The sequence below is a fragment of the Flavobacterium solisilvae genome, assembly GCF_012911605.1.
Classification (GTDB): domain Bacteria; phylum Bacteroidota; class Bacteroidia; order Flavobacteriales; family Flavobacteriaceae; genus Flavobacterium; species Flavobacterium solisilvae.
Window position 1 is genome coordinate 13,948 of sequence record NZ_JAAMPT010000208.1, and the last position, 16,752, is coordinate 30,699.

A 16,752-nucleotide genomic window follows, 5' to 3' on the forward strand; every position below is an offset into this window, starting at 1 on the left:
TAAACCAACAAAATCAAAGACCAAATGAAGATTTATTTATGTATCTTGTCATTGTTTATTTGTAGCATAACTTTTGCTCAAACAACAGTTTCAGGTTCGGTAAAAGACAGTAAAAACGAACCTATTCCTGGTGCAAATATCAAAGTTGAAGGTGAGTCAACAGGAACCATTTCTGATGGAGATGGAAAATTTACACTTTCAACATCCAAAAAACCACCTTTTACTCTTGAAATTTCCAGCATTGGTTTTGGAACTCAAAAAGTAAGCGTAACTTCTAATAATCAAAATGTAACAGCTGTTTTGGCAGATGAAGAGACACAATTGGACGAGATTGTAGTTTCCGCTTCAAGAACGCCTGAGCGTTTAAGAGAATCGCCAGTAACAGTTGAAAGATTTACCACTGCTGACGTAAAAAGAACAGCTTCTCCAACTTTTTATGATGGTTTAGAAAATTTAAAAGAAGTTCAAATGAACACCAGTAGTATGTCGTTTAAATCGATAAATACTCGTGGATTTGCAACCGTTGCTAATACTCGTTTTATGCAATTGGTTGATGGCATGGATAACTCATCACCGTTATTAAACTTCGTTCTAGGAAACTTAATTGGAGTTTCAGATATTGATGTAGCTAGTGTAGAATTACTTCCAGGAGCATCATCTGCATTATATGGAGCAAATGCTTTTAATGGTATTTTATTCATGAAAAGTAAAAGTCCATTCATTAACGAAGGAATTTCTGCGTATGCTAAATATGGTCAAACTAGTCAAAAAGCGGCAGGAAACAACGAATATTATGATTATGGAGTTAGAGCTGCAAAAAAATTCAATGATTACTTCGCGGCAAAAGCCAACTTTACCTATATGAAAGGAACAGAATGGCATGCAACAGATTATAGCGACAAAACGGTTGAAGGACGTGATAGAAGTCATCATAACTACAATGGTATGAACGTTTATGGAGATGAAGCTTCAACCAATATTAGAGGTGTTGGACAAACACTTGCAGGAATGGGATTAATTCCAGCATCAGCTGTAAATTTACTTCCAAATGAAAACGTTTCGAGAACAGGTTATAATGAAGTTGATTTAACAGACAACGTTGTAAGAAATGCTAAAATCGATTTTTCATTACACGCAAGACCTTTTGGAAATGAGAACTTTGAAATTATTTGGCAAAGTAAATTCGGTTTTGGAAATTCAGTGTACCAAGGAGCAAATCGTTACTATTTGAATGGTTTCGAAATGCAACAGCACAAATTAGAATTAACGGGTAAAAACTTTTTCATTAGGGGTTATGTAACATCAGAAGATGGTGGAAATTCATACGATATGTTATTTACGGGGTTAAATATTAATAAAGCTTGGAAATCAAATGAAACTTGGTTTGGAGAATATGCTGGTGCATACATTCAATCTACTTTAGGTGGTGCAACTCCTACCCAAGCTCATGCTACAGCAAGAAATGTTGCCGATACAGGAAGATTAATTCCTGGAACACCTGAATTTAAAAATGCATTTAATCAAGTAACTTCAAATTCTGATGTTATAGTTGGTTCAAAATTAGTTGATAATTCAAAAATTTATCATTCAGATGCCAATTATAACTTTAAAGATCAAATCAAGTTTGCTGAAATTCAAGTTGGAGGTTCATACAGAAGATATGATTTGAATTCTTTTGGAAGAATTTATACTGATACACCACAGTTTGGCGGAATTAAATATGACGAATATGGTGTATATACACAAGTTCAGAAAAAATTCATGGACGACCGATTGAAATTTACAGGATCGATTCGTTATGATAAAGCTGATAATTTCGATGGAAATTATTCGCCAAGAGTTTCCTTAGTATATTCTGCAGGTGAAGCAAAGAATCATATTTTCAGAGGTTCGTTCCAAACAGGTTTCCGTAACCCAACCACGCAAGATCAATATATTGGATTTAATGTTGGTAACGCAATATTATTAGGTTCAGCTCCAGATAATTTAACTAGATATAATGAAACACTTCCTGTAACATCGGCTCTTGGTCAAGCTTTAGTAGGTGGAACAACAACAACTATTGACGGAAATAATGCATATTTTAATTCTTACACAAAAGAATCGGTTGACGCATTTGCTGCTTTGGCTTCATCTAATCCAGTTGCTGCATCAGCCTTATTAAGAAGAACAAATGTTGATTTGGTAAAACCAGAAACGGTAAAAGCATTTGAATTAGGATATAGAGGACAATACGAAGGTTTTAATATTGATATTAATGGATATTATAACATTTATAATGACTTTATTGGAAATCTAACGGTTGTTGCGCCATTGTATGGTACAGCACAAGATTCTCCAGATCCATTACTTGGACCAACTAACCCAGGAGCGCAATCTGTAGACGCACTTGCATCTGGAAACGTTAGAGCTTTCCAATTATATACCAATACTGATATAGAAATTAAATCATTAGGTTTTGGAGTTGGTTTATCTAAAAAATTACCAAAAAACTTTGAAGTATCGGCTAATTACAACTATGCTCAATTTGATTTTGATCAATCAAAAGATCCAAGCTTTGAAGCAGGTTTTAACACTCCAAAACACAGAGTTAAAGCATCTATCAGCAATGATAATTTATTCAAAAACTTTGGATTTAATGTTAGTGCAAGATGGAGTGATGAATATATGTGGGAATCAAGTTTTGCTGATGGTATGATTGACGAAGTAACCGTTATTGATGCTCAAATTAGTTATGGAATTCCAAGCTTAAAATCAATTTTAAAAGTGGGAGCAACTAATCTTGGTGGAACAGAATACAGACAATTACTTGGACCTGGATTGATTGGTCAACAATATTTCGTTTCATTAACGATTAATCCATAATTCTAACGATTAAAAATATACACTATGATAAAAAATATAAAATGGTTACTTATGGCTTCGTTAGTCATAGTATCTTGTAACAGCGATGATGAAGCGACTGTAGATCCAAATTCTACCGATGGAACACCGCTAACAGCTGGATCAGCAGATTTTTCAAAATATGTTGCCCTTGGAGATTCGTTTGCGGCAGGTTTTTCAGATAATGCACTATTTGCAGAAGGACAAAAAAATGCTTACCCAAATATTATAGCAACACAGTTTGCTCTAGTTGGCGGCGGAGAATTTACAACGCCTTTTATGGCTGATAACATTGGCGGATTATTGTTAAATGGTAACGTTATAAATGGGGTTAGACTATATTTTAACGGTTCTACACCAGTACCAGTTACTGGAACTCCTACAACAGAAGTTACTAATCACTTAAGTGGCTCTTTTAATAATTTTGGAATTCCTGGTGCAAAAAGCTTCCACTTAATTGCTCCAAATTATGGAAATATTGCTGGTTTGGCGGCTTCTCCTGCTACAGCAAACCCATACTTTGTTAGATTTTCTTCAAGCTCTTCTGTATCAGTTTTGGATGATGCTTTAGCACAAAATCCAACATTTTTCTCACTTTGGATTGGAGGAAATGATGAATTAGGTTATGCTACTGCTGGTGGCGACCCTTTGGTAAATCCTTTAACGCCTCAAGCTACTTTTGATTATGCTTACAATATGATTGTTTCTGGATTAGCTACAAATGGAAGAAAAGGAGTAATAGCAAATTTACCTTCTGTAACTACACTTCCACATTTTCATGTTATTCAATATAATCAATTAACCCAAGCAAACTTAACCATAAACGGAGTTAATATGATTTCTGGCTTGAATGCACAATTATATGGACCATTACACAATGCGCTTGCTTTCTTGGGACAAGGAGATAGAATTAATTTATTATCAACTACCGGAAACAATCCTATGCTTATGGTAGATGAAACCTTACCTAATCTTGCTACTCAACTAACAGCTGTTTTACAAGGCGGTGGCTTAGATGCTACAACTGCTACAGTACTAGGTCAGGTTTTTGGTCAAGCAAGACAAACTAAATCAACAGATTTAATTCCTTTGTCTGCATCTTCTAGAATTGGTCAATTACCTTCAGTTGCAGCAGATGGTGTCGCTTCACCTGTTCCAAGTTTATTAGGACAATTAGGAATTACGTTTCCATTACCAGATAGATATGTATTAATTCCCAGTGAAGTTGCAGAAATTGAAGCTGCTACAGAAGGATATAACGCAACTATTGAAGCTGCTGCAAATACACATGGTTTAGCTCTAGTTAATGCGAAAGAACTAATGAATCAATTAAACACTATAGGAATTACCGCTAATAACTATACACTAACAACAACTTTTGTTACCGGCGGAATGTTCTCTTTAGATGGAATTCATCCAAGTCCAAGAGGTTATGCCTTAATTGCAAATGAGTTTTTAAAAGCTATTAACGCAAAATACGGTTCAAACTTCAAAGGTGTAAATGTTGGAACATATAGAATTTTATACCCAAAAAATCCTGATAATTTCTAACAACTAAAATTTACATATAATGTAAAACCACCAATATTTTTTGGTGGTTTTTTTGTTTTGTGGCAATCCAAAGTTGCTTTAACTGTATTTTTTACAAAAAACAAAGAAAAAAACAAACTTAAATATTGATTATTATAATTTTAAAATTTACCTTTGCACTCTGAAAAAAGAGGTGTCTTTTTCAAACCTAAGTAGCTATTTAATAAAAACATAAACAATGTCAAAAGCAATAGGAAAAGTTTCGCAAATCATCGGTCCAGTAGTTGACGTAGTATTTGATACTAAAGATGTTGAATTACCTAAAATTTATGATTCATTAGAAATCGTTAACCCAAACGGCACAAAATTAATCCTTGAAGTTCAATCACATATTGGAGAAAATACAGTACGTACTATCTCGATGGAGGCTACTGACGGATTAAGCAGAGGAACAGAAGTTCATATGACTGGTGCTCCAATTCAAATGCCAATTGGTGCTGATATCTATGGTAGATTATTTAATGTAGTAGGTGATGCTATCGATGGTTTAGGAGATTTACCAAAAGAAGGTGCAAATGGAATGCCAATCCACAAACAAGCACCAAAATTCGAAGATTTATCAACTTCAACTGAAGTTTTATTTACAGGTATCAAAGTAATCGATTTGATTGAGCCTTATGCAAAAGGTGGTAAAATTGGATTGTTCGGTGGTGCAGGTGTTGGTAAAACAGTATTGATTCAGGAGTTGATTAACAATATTGCAAAAGGTCACGGTGGACTTTCTGTATTCGCAGGAGTTGGTGAAAGAACACGTGAAGGAAATGACTTATTGCGTGAGATGTTAGAATCAGGTATCATTAAATATGGTGAAGATTTTATGCATTCAATGGAAAATGGCGGATGGGATTTATCTAAAGTTGACAAACTTGGAATGAGAGATTCTAAAGCTACTTTCGTATTTGGACAAATGAACGAACCACCTGGAGCAAGAGCTCGTGTAGCTTTGTCTGGACTTTCTATCGCTGAATATTTCCGTGATGGTGCAGGTTCTGATCAAGGTAAAGACGTACTTTTCTTTGTTGATAATATCTTCCGTTTTACACAAGCAGGTTCAGAGGTTTCGGCTCTTTTAGGTCGTATGCCTTCTGCGGTAGGTTACCAACCAACATTGGCAACAGAAATGGGTGCAATGCAAGAAAGAATTACATCTACTAAAAAAGGTTCGATTACATCAGTACAAGCGGTTTACGTTCCTGCGGATGACTTAACCGATCCAGCACCAGCAACAACGTTTGCTCACTTAGATGCAACAACGGTATTGTCTCGTAAAATTGCTGAGCTTGGTATTTATCCAGCGGTTGATCCACTAGATTCAACTTCTCGTATCTTAACACCACTTATTTTAGGTGACGAACATTATAATTGTGCTCAAAGAGTAAAAGAAATTCTTCAAAAATACAAACAACTTCAAGATATCATCGCAATCCTTGGTATGGAAGAGTTGTCAGAAGAAGATAAATTAGCGGTATCACGCGCACGTCGTGTTCAACGTTTCTTATCTCAGCCATTCCACGTAGCGGAGCAATTTACAGGTATTCCTGGAGTATTGGTTGACATTAAAGACACTATCAAAGGATTCAACATGATTATCGATGGTGAATTAGACCACTTGCCAGAAGCAGCTTTCAACCTTAAAGGAACAATTGAAGATGTTATCGAAGCAGGACAAAAAATGTTAGCAGAAGCTTAATCAGTTAGCAGTTGGTAGTTGGCAGTTTTCAGGGCTAATTACTAATTACTAATTACTAATCACTAAAAAAAATGATTTTAGAAATAGTATCACCAGAAGCTACATTATTCAAAGGCGAAGTTACTTCGGTATCATTGCCAGGTGTTGACGGTTCATTCCAAATATTGAACAATCACGCACCAATAGTTTCTATTTTAAAACAAGGAACAGTAAAAATTGCTGCCACTAGTTTTAAATTTGAAAAAGACGTAGTAGAAAAGTTTACCAAAGTAAACGACCAAAACTACACTTTGGAAATCAATTCAGGAACTATTGAAATGAAAGATAACAAAGTAATCGTATTAGCTGACTAATCACGATAAAATGATAAGAAAAAGCCCGATAAAATTTTATCGGGCTTTTTTATTTATACTAAATTCATTTCAGTTTTGTTGAAGCTAATCCAACTATTCGTTTCAAGATTTTTAATTTCATCCCTTTTTATTACTTTTTAAAAGAGCTTCCGTTGGTCGCTTTTTAAAAAGTATAAAAATTGGTCTTCAATTTTAAAAATGCTTTCACTACTATCTGGGCTAAAATCAGTAGAAGTAAGATTTAAAATCCTAAGATTAACTTGGCGATAGAAAAGTAAATCAAAATTCCACAAATATCATTACTTGTTGTGATAAATGGACCAGTTGCTAACGCTGGATCAATTCCAAATTTGTTTAAAAGTAACGGAATAGAAGTGCCTATCAATGATGCAATGATAATTACGGAAACCAAAGCAATGGTAACAATTATACCAATATTGGTTTCAACACCAAGTAAAAAATGACTTCCTAAGAATAGTATAGAAGCTAAAATAACACCATTTAACAAACTCAAAGAAATTTCTTTTAATAATCGATTTACGATTGAACCACTAATGGAATGATTAGCTAAACCTTGAACAATAATTGCCGAAGATTGTACGCCAACATTTCCTGCCATAGCGGCAATTAACGGTGTAAAGAAAAATAATTTGTAATGTTCTTTCATTGCGCCTTCAAATAATCCGAGCATTTCTACCGAAATAAATCCGCCCAAAAGAGCCAAAACCAACCAAGGCAAACGCGCTTTGGTCAGTTCAAGAATGCTATCATCAGCTTCAACGTCTTGCGAGATACCGGCAGCTAACTGATAATCTTTATCGGCTTCATCCTTAATTACATCAACGATATCATCAATGGTAATTCGACCAACCAATCGTCCCATTTCGTCCACAACAGGAATGGCTTCAAGGTCATATTTTTGCATAATTCGAGCTACTTCAACATTGGAGTCGTTTACTCGAACGGAATCTACTTTTTTAATATAAACTTCACTGATGGGTGTTTTGGTAGAAGTTGTCAATAAATCTTTAAGCGATAATCTTCCTTTCAATCGGTTTTCATCATCAACAACATAAATTGAATGCACTCTAGTAACATTTTCGGCTTGAATACGCATTTCTTTTACGCAAGTCAAAACATTCCAGTTTTCGTTAACTTTTACTAACTCTTTTCCCATCAAACCACCGGCAGAATCTTCATCGTAGCGTAATAAATCAACGATGTCCTTAGCGTGTTCAACGTCTTCAAGCTCCGAGATTACTTCTTCTTTTTTACTTTGAGGAAGTTCCGCAATAATATCGGCAGCATCATCAGTATCTAGTTCATCAAGCTCTTCAGCAATCTCTTTGGCAGAAAGTCCACGAAGAATTTTTTCACGAACATCTTCTTCTAACTCGGTTAGAATTTCAGCCGTTTTTTCGCTATCTAAAATTTTGAAAATATAGATAGCTTCTTCGGCTTCTAATTCGTCAAAAATCTCGGCAATATCAGCATGGTGTAAGTCATTCAATAGAATCTCAAGCTCATTATCATTTTTAGCATGAATGAGTTGCTCGATTTGTTCTAAGAGTTCTTTGCTGATTTTAAACTGCATTGGCTTCTATTTTTTGAGTTAAATCAATAAATTGTTCTACCGAAAGTTGTTCCGGACGCAGGTCAAAGATAGCATCTTCTTTTAAATTATCCGATAAGGCAAACGATTTTAAACTATTTCTTAACGTCTTTCTTCTTTGTTGGAAAGCCGTTTTTACAACGTTGAAAAACAATTTTTCGTCACAGGGTAACTGGAAATTCTCTTTTCGTTTCATTCGCATTACACCCGATTTTACTTTTGGCGGAGGATTAAAAACATTTTCATGAACCGTAAAAAGATAGTCAACTTCATAAAATGCTTGTGCTAAAACCGAAAGAATACCATAGGTTTTACTTCCTTTTTTTTCACAAATGCGTTCGGCTACTTCTTTTTGAAACATACCTGAGAATTCAGGAATTTGATTTCGCATTTCAAGACATTTGAACACAATTTGTGATGAAATATTATAAGGATAATTGCCAATCAAAGCAAAAGGTTTTCCATTGAAAACTTCGTTGAGATTGTATTTTAAGAAATCTTTGGAAATGATTTTTCCATGTAATTTTGGATAATATGCATTCAAATATTCCACCGATTCGGTATCGATTTCAATCACATAGGTTTCGATGTCTTTTTCTAAAAGATATTTGGTTAAAACTCCCATTCCTGGACCAATTTCTAAAACCAAATCATAGCCTTCCAATTGTAAAGTGTCGGCTATTTTTTTTGCTATATTTTCATCGATCAAAAAATGTTGCCCAAGGTGTTTTTTTGCTTTTACTTTTTCCATTTTTCTTTCCATTTGTCATTCCCGCGAAGGCGGGAATCCATTCCAATCCGAAGAAAGGTCTTTCCATTCTTTGTTTTCTTCTTCGATCAGATTTATTTTCCACTGTCGGTTCCATTTTTTGAGTTGTTTTTCTCTGTCAATGGCATCATTTATATATTGAAACGTTTCATAATAAACTAAGATATTGACATTATATCTCGATGTAAAACTTTGTGGATTTAATTTGCTTTTATGTTCTTTAATTCTTCTTTCAATATTATTGGTAACACCTATGTAAAGCGTTCCATTTTTCTTACTCGCTACTATGTAAACAAAATATTGTCGGAACTGTTGCATAAGTTATCTATTTATGGATTCCCGCCTTCGCGAGAATGACAAATGCAGTGACAAATTACAATACGATTAATGTTCACTAATCAATTCCAATTCCGTTCTAAACGCAAGCATTTTTTCGCCAAATAATCGATAACCTTCATCACGAAGTCTTGGTGCATCTTCGTCGTAATATTTTTGTAGCGTTTCTTTGCTGTCGGTTGTATATTGAATGGAATAAGTCGTTCCGCCCATTTCTTCTTCGACTAAAACTTTCACCATTCGAGCAGATGAAAATTTTCCGGTTGCTAAAACGTCTTTAATATGTTTTTCTTGCATCCATTGCATCCATTGGTCGTGAACGCTTTCGTGTATATTGATGGTTACGTTGTATAATATCATGAGAAATTTGATTGTTTTTTGTAGTTTTTAAACTGCCAACTGTTACTGCTAACTGAACACTATAAATTATTGTCTCCACGAAGTTGACGGTATTTTTTCCTCGCTTCAACCGAGTAAATACTGTCTTCGTGGTTCAGAATTACCTTTTCATATAGCTGTTTGGCTTTTTCGTTGTCTTTTAAATGATCAGCATAGATTTCGGCAGAAAAATAAAGTGCTTCGTCTATATAAATTCCTTCTTTATGGTTGTTAATTATGGCTTCATAATTTTCTAATGCTTTACTGAAATCACTCAGTTTTTCGTAGATTTTTCCAATTCGAAGTAGCGTTACAGCTTCAATTTCTTCGCCTTTGTGTTCTTTTAGAATTTGCTGAAATTGAGCTAACGATTCTTGCTTTTTATTTTGATACAACAAGAAATCAGCGCGAGCAAATTTCTTCAAAGCTGTTTGTGTTGAATCTTCAACGGTATTATCACTAATTAGTAGAAATAAGTCCAGAGCATCGTTGGCAATCAATTGGGTTGAAGCTGATTTTAATACTTTCAATTGATGATTTGCCCATTCAAAATCGGCTTTATAATAGCTGGTTTTTGCCGTTTTTAAACTGGCTTCTTGACCGAGAATATCGCCACTCATATCATTTTCAACCTGCGAATAATAAATCAACGCCTGATTGAATTTTTCTTCAAATAAAAGAATGTCGGCTAATTCCATTTTAACTTCGGCAGTTTGATTTCGGCTTAAATCCATTTCCATTACATTTTTCAAAATGGTTTTGGCTTGTTCTGGTTTTTTCAGTTGAAATGCCGAAAAATTAGCTTGCAATCGAAGTAACGGCAACGTATATGGGCTAACGCCAAATTCGGTAATCAGTTTGTCTAATTCTTGCGAAATAGCAACATAATCTATTTCCTGACTGTTTTCAATTTTCATTTCCATCAAATAGGAATTGGCTTGAATAATCAAATCGATGTCGTTAGTATTTTGCAATACAAAAGTTAAGATTTCTGTTGCCGCTTCTTGGTCGTTATCTTCAATTGCCATTTGTCCTAAATTGACAATATTGGAAAACGATTCAGGTTCACGCTTGTAAATGGCTTTTTGCTGAATAAATGCTTTTCCGTATTCTTTCTGTTGAATAAAAAACCAACTTAAAAAATCATTCCAAAAAATATCTTGCGTTTTTTGCGCACGAATCAATAGCGATTTTCTAAGATTATCGTTAAAAGTTTCATCGGCATCTTCGTTCATAAATCGCGATAATTGACTTTGAATTAGCGGAAGATTTTGCGGATTTTGATAGGCTTCAATCAAATAGGTTTCAATCATCAAATCGGTTTTACCTTGCTGACCATAAATTACCGCCATTTGCGAATTAAAAGTCAGTCGTGGTTCAATTTCAGTGGCGGTTTTATAGGCTAACAAAGCATAATCTAACAATGATTTTCGTTCAAAAGTATAGCCAATTCCATAAGCTTCGTTGACATTTTTGGCTATTTTATCAATGGCTTGTTCGTAGTATTTTTTGGCTTTTGCTTCGTCTTTTTGCAGTTGATAGTTGTAACCTAATTCGATTAAAAGATTACTTTGTTTGAATTTTTCTAATCGAGCTTGCAGTGCTTTTTCGGCTTTGTCAAATTGTTGTAACTGCTGATAACATTCTACGGTTCGTTGAAAAAACAAAGAATTCCCGGGATTATTTTTTAACAGTTCTTCATAGCTTACTACTGCTTTTTCAAATTCGCCACGGTCGTAATAATTTTGCGCCAATTGTTCGTTTTGAGCATTTGCCCAAAGCGAAAGGAAAAGAAAAACAAAAGCGATGATTTTTTTCATGAATTTCTGTTAAAAGAACAATGTACTAAAGTAACACTTTTTGTGCCAAATTAGTACATCGTTTACTAAAGATTAACTTTTTTAGTTAATGATATCGAAACCAGTATATTTACGCAATACTTCTGGAACCACAATTCCTTCTGGTGTTTGATAATTTTCTAAAATTCCGGCTAAAACTCTAGGCAAAGCCAATGAACTTCCGTTTAACGTATGTGCCAATTGTGTTTTGCCATCTTTTCCTTTGAAACGCAATTTTAAACGATTGGCTTGGAAAGTCTCAAAATTAGAAACTGATGAAATTTCCAACCAACGATCTTGTGCGGTTGAAAACACTTCGAAATCATAAGTCAATGCCGAAGCAAAACTCATATCGCCACCACAAAGGCGTAAAATTCTATAAGGTAATTTTAATTCGTCCAAAATAGTTTTTACGTGGTCAACCATTCCGTCCAATGCTTCATACGATTTATCAGGATGTTCAACACGAACGATTTCTACTTTGTCAAATTGATGCAAACGGTTCAATCCGCGAACGTGTGCACCATAACTTCCAGCTTCTCTGCGGAAACATGGCGTGTAACCTGTACAAAGAATTGGCAATTCGTTTTCTTGCAAAATCACATCACGGAATAAATTTGTTACCGGAACTTCGGCAGTTGGAATTAAATATAAATCGTCAATGCCTACATGATACATTTGTCCTTCTTTGTCTGGCAATTGTCCTGTTCCATATCCAGAAGCTTCATTTACCAAATGTGGCACTTGCACTTCTTGATAACCAGCTTCGGTATTTTTGTCTAAGAAATAAGAAATCAAAGCGCGTTGTAATTTGGCACCTTTTCCTTTATAAACTGGAAATCCTGCGCCAGTAATTTTTACCCCTAATTCAAAATCGATGATGTCGTATTTTTTTACCAATTCCCAATGAGGTTGCGCGCCTTCATGCAAAACAGGGATTTCTCCAGCTTGAAATACATTTAGGTTTTCTTCTGGAGTTTTTCCTTCGGGAACAATCTCGGCAGGAAGATTAGGTAACAAATACATTTTCTGGGTAAGTTCTGAGGCAAAACCATCTAATTTCTCCGAAAGTTCTTTACTCGTTTCCTTTAACTGCGCTGTTTTTTGTTTTAATATTTCGGCTTTAGCTTTTTCGCCATTTTTCATCATTTCGCCAATAGATGACGAAAGTTTGTTGGCTTCTGCTAAAGTATTATCAAGCGCAACTTGTGTGCTTCTTCTATTTTCGTCTAGTTGGATTACTTCTTCTACAATTTGTTTGGCATCCATATGTTTTTTTGCCAAAGCAGTAATCACTTGCTCTTTATTTTCTCTGATGTAACCTATTTGTAACATGGCTTTTTCTTTATAAGTCCGCAAATTTAGTGAAATGTTTGTAATAAACTTTAGATATTTTTAAACTTATAAAGGCAAGTAAATATGTAGCTTCCAAGGGAATAAATCAGTTTTTTACCATTTGTTTATCATTAAAATCATATCGGAATTAGTATATTCGCAAAAAAATAGGCTAAACACAATGAAAAAGATATATTTTGTTTTGTTTCTTTTCAATATATCAATGCTTTTTGCTCAAGAAGATATTTTGGAAATCGAAAAAATTGCTGAATCCGAAATGAAATCAGCCTCAAGAACGATGGAGTTTCAAGCCAATCCTAACACGGCAAACTATGATGTTACTTATCATAAACTAGAATTTACGGTTGATCCGGCGGTTTATTTTATCACAGGAAAAGTTACAACTACCTTCAAAGCATTGAGTGACATGACTACCGTAACGTTTGATTTAACCAATGAATTAACGGTTAGTTCCGTAAAAATTGGCGTTACTAATTTGTCTTTTGTACAAAATTCAAATAACGAATTGGTGATTACTTTGCCGTCAACGGTAACAACGGGAAGTTTCGCAACGGTAGAAATTAATTATTCTGGTCAACCTGCAGCAGGCGAAGATGCTTTTTCTCAAAGTGCACATAACGGAACGCCAATAATTTGGACATTATCTGAACCTTTTGGTGCTCGAGATTGGTGGCCTTGTAAACAGGATTTGAACGATAAAATTGAAACTATTGATGTTTATATTACTGCACCATCACAATATGTTAGCGTGTCAAATGGTGTTGAAATAAGCGCTATTACTTTGGGTTCCAATAAAACGACACATTTTAAACACGAATATCCAATTCCAGCCTACTTAGTTGCGATTGCGGTTACTAATTATCAAATTTTTACCCAAACTGCTGGAACTGCACCAAATACTTTTCCTATTGTAAATTATATTTATCCTGAAAATTATACGTCTGCGGTGAATTCATTGGCACAAACTTTGCCTATTATGAATTTCTTTGAATCTACTTTTGAAACCTATCCATTCAGCAATGAAAAATATGGTCATGCCCAATGTGGATTTGGCGGTGGAATGGAACATACAACGGTTTCCTTTATGGGAAGTTTCAGTCGAGGATTGATTGCTCATGAGTTGGCACATCAATGGTTTGGAGACAAAATCACTTGCGGAACATGGAAAGATATTTGGTTAAACGAAGGTTTTGCTACTTATCTATCGGCAATGGTTATTGAGCATTTAGATGGTGCGCAACCATTTGTAAATCACAAAAGAAGTTTGACGAATAATATTACCTCAAGTCCTTCGGGCAATGTATATTTGACTGATGCTCAAGCAACTAATGTAAGTCGAATATTTAGCAGTAGATTGAGTTATAATAAAGGTGCAATGGTTCTGGAAATGCTACGATTTAAAATGGGCGATACTGCTTTTATTCAAGCACTTAAAAATTATCTAGCCGATACCGATTTGGCTTATGGCTATGCCGTAACAACCGATTTAAAAGAACATCTTGAAGTAGTTTATGGACAAGATTTAACGGAGTTTTTCAATGATTGGGTTTATAACCAAGGTTACCCAACCTATTCAATAACGGCTCAAAATTGGGGTTCAGGACAAGTTCGTTTTGTAATCAATCAATCCCAATCGGATGCTTCGGTAAGCTTTTTTGAAATGCCAGTTCCCGTTCGAGTATTTGGTGCCAATGGCGAACAGCAAGATTTTATCCTTGAAAATACTACCAATGGACAAGTTTTTATAGAAAATATAGCATTTCCTGTTGTAGATATAGAATTTGATCCCAACGCAAATTTAATCTCTAGAAATTCAACAGCAAACTTAGCTTCAGAAGTTTTTACAACCGAAAAAGCAATTGTTTTATATCCAAATCCAACAAAAGATGTTTTCTTCATCCAAAAGCCAACTTCAACCGAAGTACAGTCTGTAACAATATTCAACTCGTTAGGACAAATGGTTCAGGAAAGTTTTTCAACCGAAATGAATGTTAGTCCGTTGCCAACAGGAATTTATGCAGTAGCTATCAAAACATCGGAAGGAACTTTTTATAAAAAAATCATAAAAGAATAAGCACTTATAAAATAATTTAAAAAAGGCAAAGTGGAAAACCTTACTTTTGCCGCTTTCAAATAAAATACAATTTAATAATGATTCAAGTCGCTCAAATATTATTCATATTATCAGTACTAGTTATTTTACATGAATTTGGTCACTATATAACGGCCAGATGGTTTAAGGTTAGAGTAGAAAAATTCTATCTTTTTATGGATGCTGGTTTCTCGTTGTTCAAAAAGAAAATCAAAGATACCGAATGGGGAATTGGCTGGTTGCCTCTTGGCGGATATGTAAAACTTGCTGGAATGATTGACGAAAGTATGGATACAGAACAAATGAATCAAGAACCACAACCTTGGGAGTTTCGTTCAAAACCAGCTTGGCAACGATTAATTATAATGTTGGGTGGAATTATTGTAAATATTATTCTTGCAATAGCTATTTATACCATAATGTTTTCTACAGTTGGACAAAAATATACTTCTCTAGAAAAAGTTCAGGAAAATGGATTGGCTTATGGCGATGTTGGACAAAAAGTAGGTTTCAAGAATGGAGACAAAATAGTTTCTATTGATGGAGAATTTATTCCAGATTTAAAATATGCTGTTATGGGCGTTTTATTCGGGGATAATGTACAAGTAAATAGAGATGGAAAAATCATTAATCTTCATTTAACCGATGCTCAGAAAGGTGAAATTATTAAAAAAGAAGGTAAGAGTTTTATACAGGCAAGAATTAAGTTAAATGAAATTTTTATCGACTCTATTACAAATCCAAAAATAACCGATTTAAAAAGATTTGATAAAATTGTAGGGATTGATAGTTCTAGATATACCTATTATGATGAGATTCAAAGTAAATCAAAATTGCATAAAAATAGTTTTGTAAATCTTTTGATTAACAGAGATGGTAAAGACATGCAAGTCAAAGTGAAAACAGACTCTTTAGGAGTTTTCACAGGAGATAACGTTTATATTAATCAAAACTTTAATCTTTCAGATTTAACAATCAAAGATTCAAAAAACAACGAATTGTTACAATCTGGCGATATCATTCTTTCCGCAAATGGTGCAACAACCAATATGGATTTTAAAAAACAATTGGAAGAAAATAAAGGAAAATCCATTCTGTTAAAAATAATGAGAGGCAATCAAAAAATGGATGTCTTATCAAAAGTTAATAAATCAGGAAAATTAGGGATACAATTTGACAACACTAAATCTAACGAATATTTAGTGGTAAATAAAATGACTTTTGGAAATTCAATCAAAGAAGCTGTTCATCAATCATGGAACCAAATTGTTTATAACATTAATAGTTTTAAATTAATTTTAAAACCTGCAACTGGAGCTTATACACAGGTTAAAAGCCCAATTGGAATTGCTAGAATGCTTCCAGATGCTTGGGATTGGGAATTCATTTGGAGTTTCACAGCGCTATTTTCAATCGGTTTAGCCTTCATGAATCTACTTCCAATTCCAGGATTAGATGGCGGACATGCACTATTTACTACCGTAGAAATGATAACAGGTAAAAAATTAAGCGACAAAGCAGCAGGATATGTTCAAACCTTTGGAATGGTTATTCTGCTGAGTTTAATGGCGTTAACTTTTGGAAAAGATATCTATCAATTAATAGCCGATAAATTTTTCTAATTTTTTTTAAAATTTGTTTGCAAATAAGAAAATCAGTCTTATATTTGCAACCGCTTAAAAGATAGAAATCTTCCTCCTTAGCTCAGTTGGTTAGAGCATCTGACTGTTAATCAGAGGGTCCTTGGTTCGAGCCCAAGAGGGGGAGCTTTTAAAAATCCAGTTTATTTATTTAGACTGGATTTTTTGTTTTTCTCCCAATTAAACACAATCTGAAAACTTTGCAACTCTGAAAC

General features: G+C 34.3%; 12 protein-coding genes and 1 tRNA gene. 7 read left to right on the forward strand and 6 right to left on the reverse strand.

Translation table 11 applies throughout. The annotated features are described in order from the left end of the window. Positions 1-24 precede the first annotated feature (24 nt). The 4 genes from G6042_RS10380 (at position 25) to G6042_RS10395 (ending at position 6,516) form a co-directional block, all read left to right on the forward strand. A complete protein-coding gene (locus G6042_RS10380; RefSeq protein WP_169524370.1) occupies positions 25-2,865 on the forward strand; it encodes a TonB-dependent receptor domain-containing protein in 2,841 nt (946 codons plus the stop codon). A 24-nt stretch (positions 2,866-2,889) separates the two neighbouring features. Continuing rightward, positions 2,890-4,434: an SGNH/GDSL hydrolase family protein gene (locus G6042_RS10385; RefSeq protein ID WP_169524371.1), complete on the forward strand. Its 1,545-nt coding sequence runs from the start codon at positions 2,890-2,892 to the stop codon at positions 4,432-4,434. 217 nt (positions 4,435-4,651) lie between these two features. Continuing rightward, positions 4,652-6,163, forward strand: a complete 1,512-nt coding sequence (atpD, locus tag G6042_RS10390; protein WP_169524372.1) for a F0F1 ATP synthase subunit beta — start codon at positions 4,652-4,654, stop codon at positions 6,161-6,163. A gap of 71 nt (positions 6,164-6,234) precedes the next feature. Further along, positions 6,235-6,516, forward strand: coding sequence for a F0F1 ATP synthase subunit epsilon (locus tag G6042_RS10395; protein WP_169524373.1), 282 nt, complete (start codon positions 6,235-6,237; stop codon positions 6,514-6,516). Between the two features lie 241 nt (positions 6,517-6,757). On the opposite strand, the gene mgtE is transcribed toward G6042_RS10395, so the two are convergent. From mgtE to serS, 6 genes are all read right to left on the reverse strand, one after another. Continuing rightward, positions 6,758-8,110, reverse strand: a complete 1,353-nt coding sequence (mgtE, locus tag G6042_RS10400) for a magnesium transporter (RefSeq protein WP_169524374.1) — start codon at positions 8,108-8,110, stop codon at positions 6,758-6,760. Further along, a complete protein-coding gene (gene rsmA, locus G6042_RS10405) occupies positions 8,100-8,879 on the reverse strand; it encodes a 16S rRNA (adenine(1518)-N(6)/adenine(1519)-N(6))-dimethyltransferase RsmA (protein WP_169524375.1) in 780 nt (259 codons plus the stop codon). The genes mgtE and rsmA overlap by 11 nt, the downstream gene beginning before the upstream one ends. 15 nt (positions 8,880-8,894) lie before the next feature. Continuing rightward, complete coding sequence (locus G6042_RS10410) at positions 8,895-9,215, reverse strand: GIY-YIG nuclease family protein (protein WP_169524376.1); 321 nt, start codon at positions 9,213-9,215, stop codon at positions 8,895-8,897. Positions 9,216-9,281: 66 nt separating this feature from the next. Beyond that, positions 9,282-9,593: a DUF4286 family protein gene (locus G6042_RS10415; protein ID WP_169524377.1), complete on the reverse strand. Its 312-nt coding sequence runs from the start codon at positions 9,591-9,593 to the stop codon at positions 9,282-9,284. Between the two features lie 59 nt (positions 9,594-9,652). Next, complete coding sequence (locus G6042_RS10420) at positions 9,653-11,431, reverse strand: tetratricopeptide repeat protein (RefSeq protein WP_169524378.1); 1,779 nt, start codon at positions 11,429-11,431, stop codon at positions 9,653-9,655. Between the two features lie 81 nt (positions 11,432-11,512). Further along, positions 11,513-12,784 carry a serine--tRNA ligase gene (gene serS / locus G6042_RS10425; protein ID WP_169524379.1) on the reverse strand — a complete coding sequence of 424 codons (1,272 nt, stop codon included), beginning with the start codon at positions 12,782-12,784 and terminating at the stop codon, positions 11,513-11,515. 181 nt (positions 12,785-12,965) lie between these two features. Here serS and G6042_RS10430 point away from each other — a divergent pair, with 181 nt between their 5' ends. From G6042_RS10430 to G6042_RS10440, 3 genes are all read left to right on the forward strand, one after another. Beyond that, positions 12,966-14,879: a M1 family aminopeptidase gene (locus tag G6042_RS10430; protein WP_169524380.1), complete on the forward strand. Its 1,914-nt coding sequence runs from the start codon at positions 12,966-12,968 to the stop codon at positions 14,877-14,879. A gap of 77 nt (positions 14,880-14,956) precedes the next feature. Beyond that, on the forward strand, positions 14,957-16,519 hold the full coding sequence (locus G6042_RS10435) for a site-2 protease family protein (protein WP_169524381.1): 1,563 nt from the start codon (positions 14,957-14,959) through the stop codon (positions 16,517-16,519). 71 nt (positions 16,520-16,590) lie between these two features. Beyond that, positions 16,591-16,664: transfer RNA gene (locus G6042_RS10440), tRNA-Asn, on the forward strand. Positions 16,665-16,752 lie beyond the last annotated feature (88 nt).

Excerpts from the sequence above, each read along its gene's own strand:
- G6042_RS10380 (WP_169524370.1), top strand. The coding sequence starts at position 25 with ATGAAGATTTATTTATGTATCTTGTCATTGTTTATTTGTAGCATAACT.
- G6042_RS10385 (WP_169524371.1), top strand. The coding sequence starts at position 2,890 with ATGATAAAAAATATAAAATGGTTACTTATGGCTTCGTTAGTCATAGTA.
- atpD (WP_169524372.1), top strand. The coding sequence starts at position 4,652 with ATGTCAAAAGCAATAGGAAAAGTTTCGCAAATCATCGGTCCAGTAGTT.
- G6042_RS10395 (WP_169524373.1), top strand. The coding sequence starts at position 6,235 with ATGATTTTAGAAATAGTATCACCAGAAGCTACATTATTCAAAGGCGAA.
- mgtE (WP_169524374.1), bottom strand. The coding sequence starts at position 8,110 with ATGCAGTTTAAAATCAGCAAAGAACTCTTAGAACAAATCGAGCAACTC.
- rsmA (WP_169524375.1), bottom strand. The coding sequence starts at position 8,879 with ATGGAAAAAGTAAAAGCAAAAAAACACCTTGGGCAACATTTTTTGATC.
- G6042_RS10410 (WP_169524376.1), bottom strand. The coding sequence starts at position 9,215 with ATGCAACAGTTCCGACAATATTTTGTTTACATAGTAGCGAGTAAGAAA.
- G6042_RS10415 (WP_169524377.1), bottom strand. The coding sequence starts at position 9,593 with ATGATATTATACAACGTAACCATCAATATACACGAAAGCGTTCACGAC.
- G6042_RS10420 (WP_169524378.1), bottom strand. The coding sequence starts at position 11,431 with ATGAAAAAAATCATCGCTTTTGTTTTTCTTTTCCTTTCGCTTTGGGCA.
- serS (WP_169524379.1), bottom strand. The coding sequence starts at position 12,784 with ATGTTACAAATAGGTTACATCAGAGAAAATAAAGAGCAAGTGATTACT.
- G6042_RS10430 (WP_169524380.1), top strand. The coding sequence starts at position 12,966 with ATGAAAAAGATATATTTTGTTTTGTTTCTTTTCAATATATCAATGCTT.
- G6042_RS10435 (WP_169524381.1), top strand. The coding sequence starts at position 14,957 with ATGATTCAAGTCGCTCAAATATTATTCATATTATCAGTACTAGTTATT.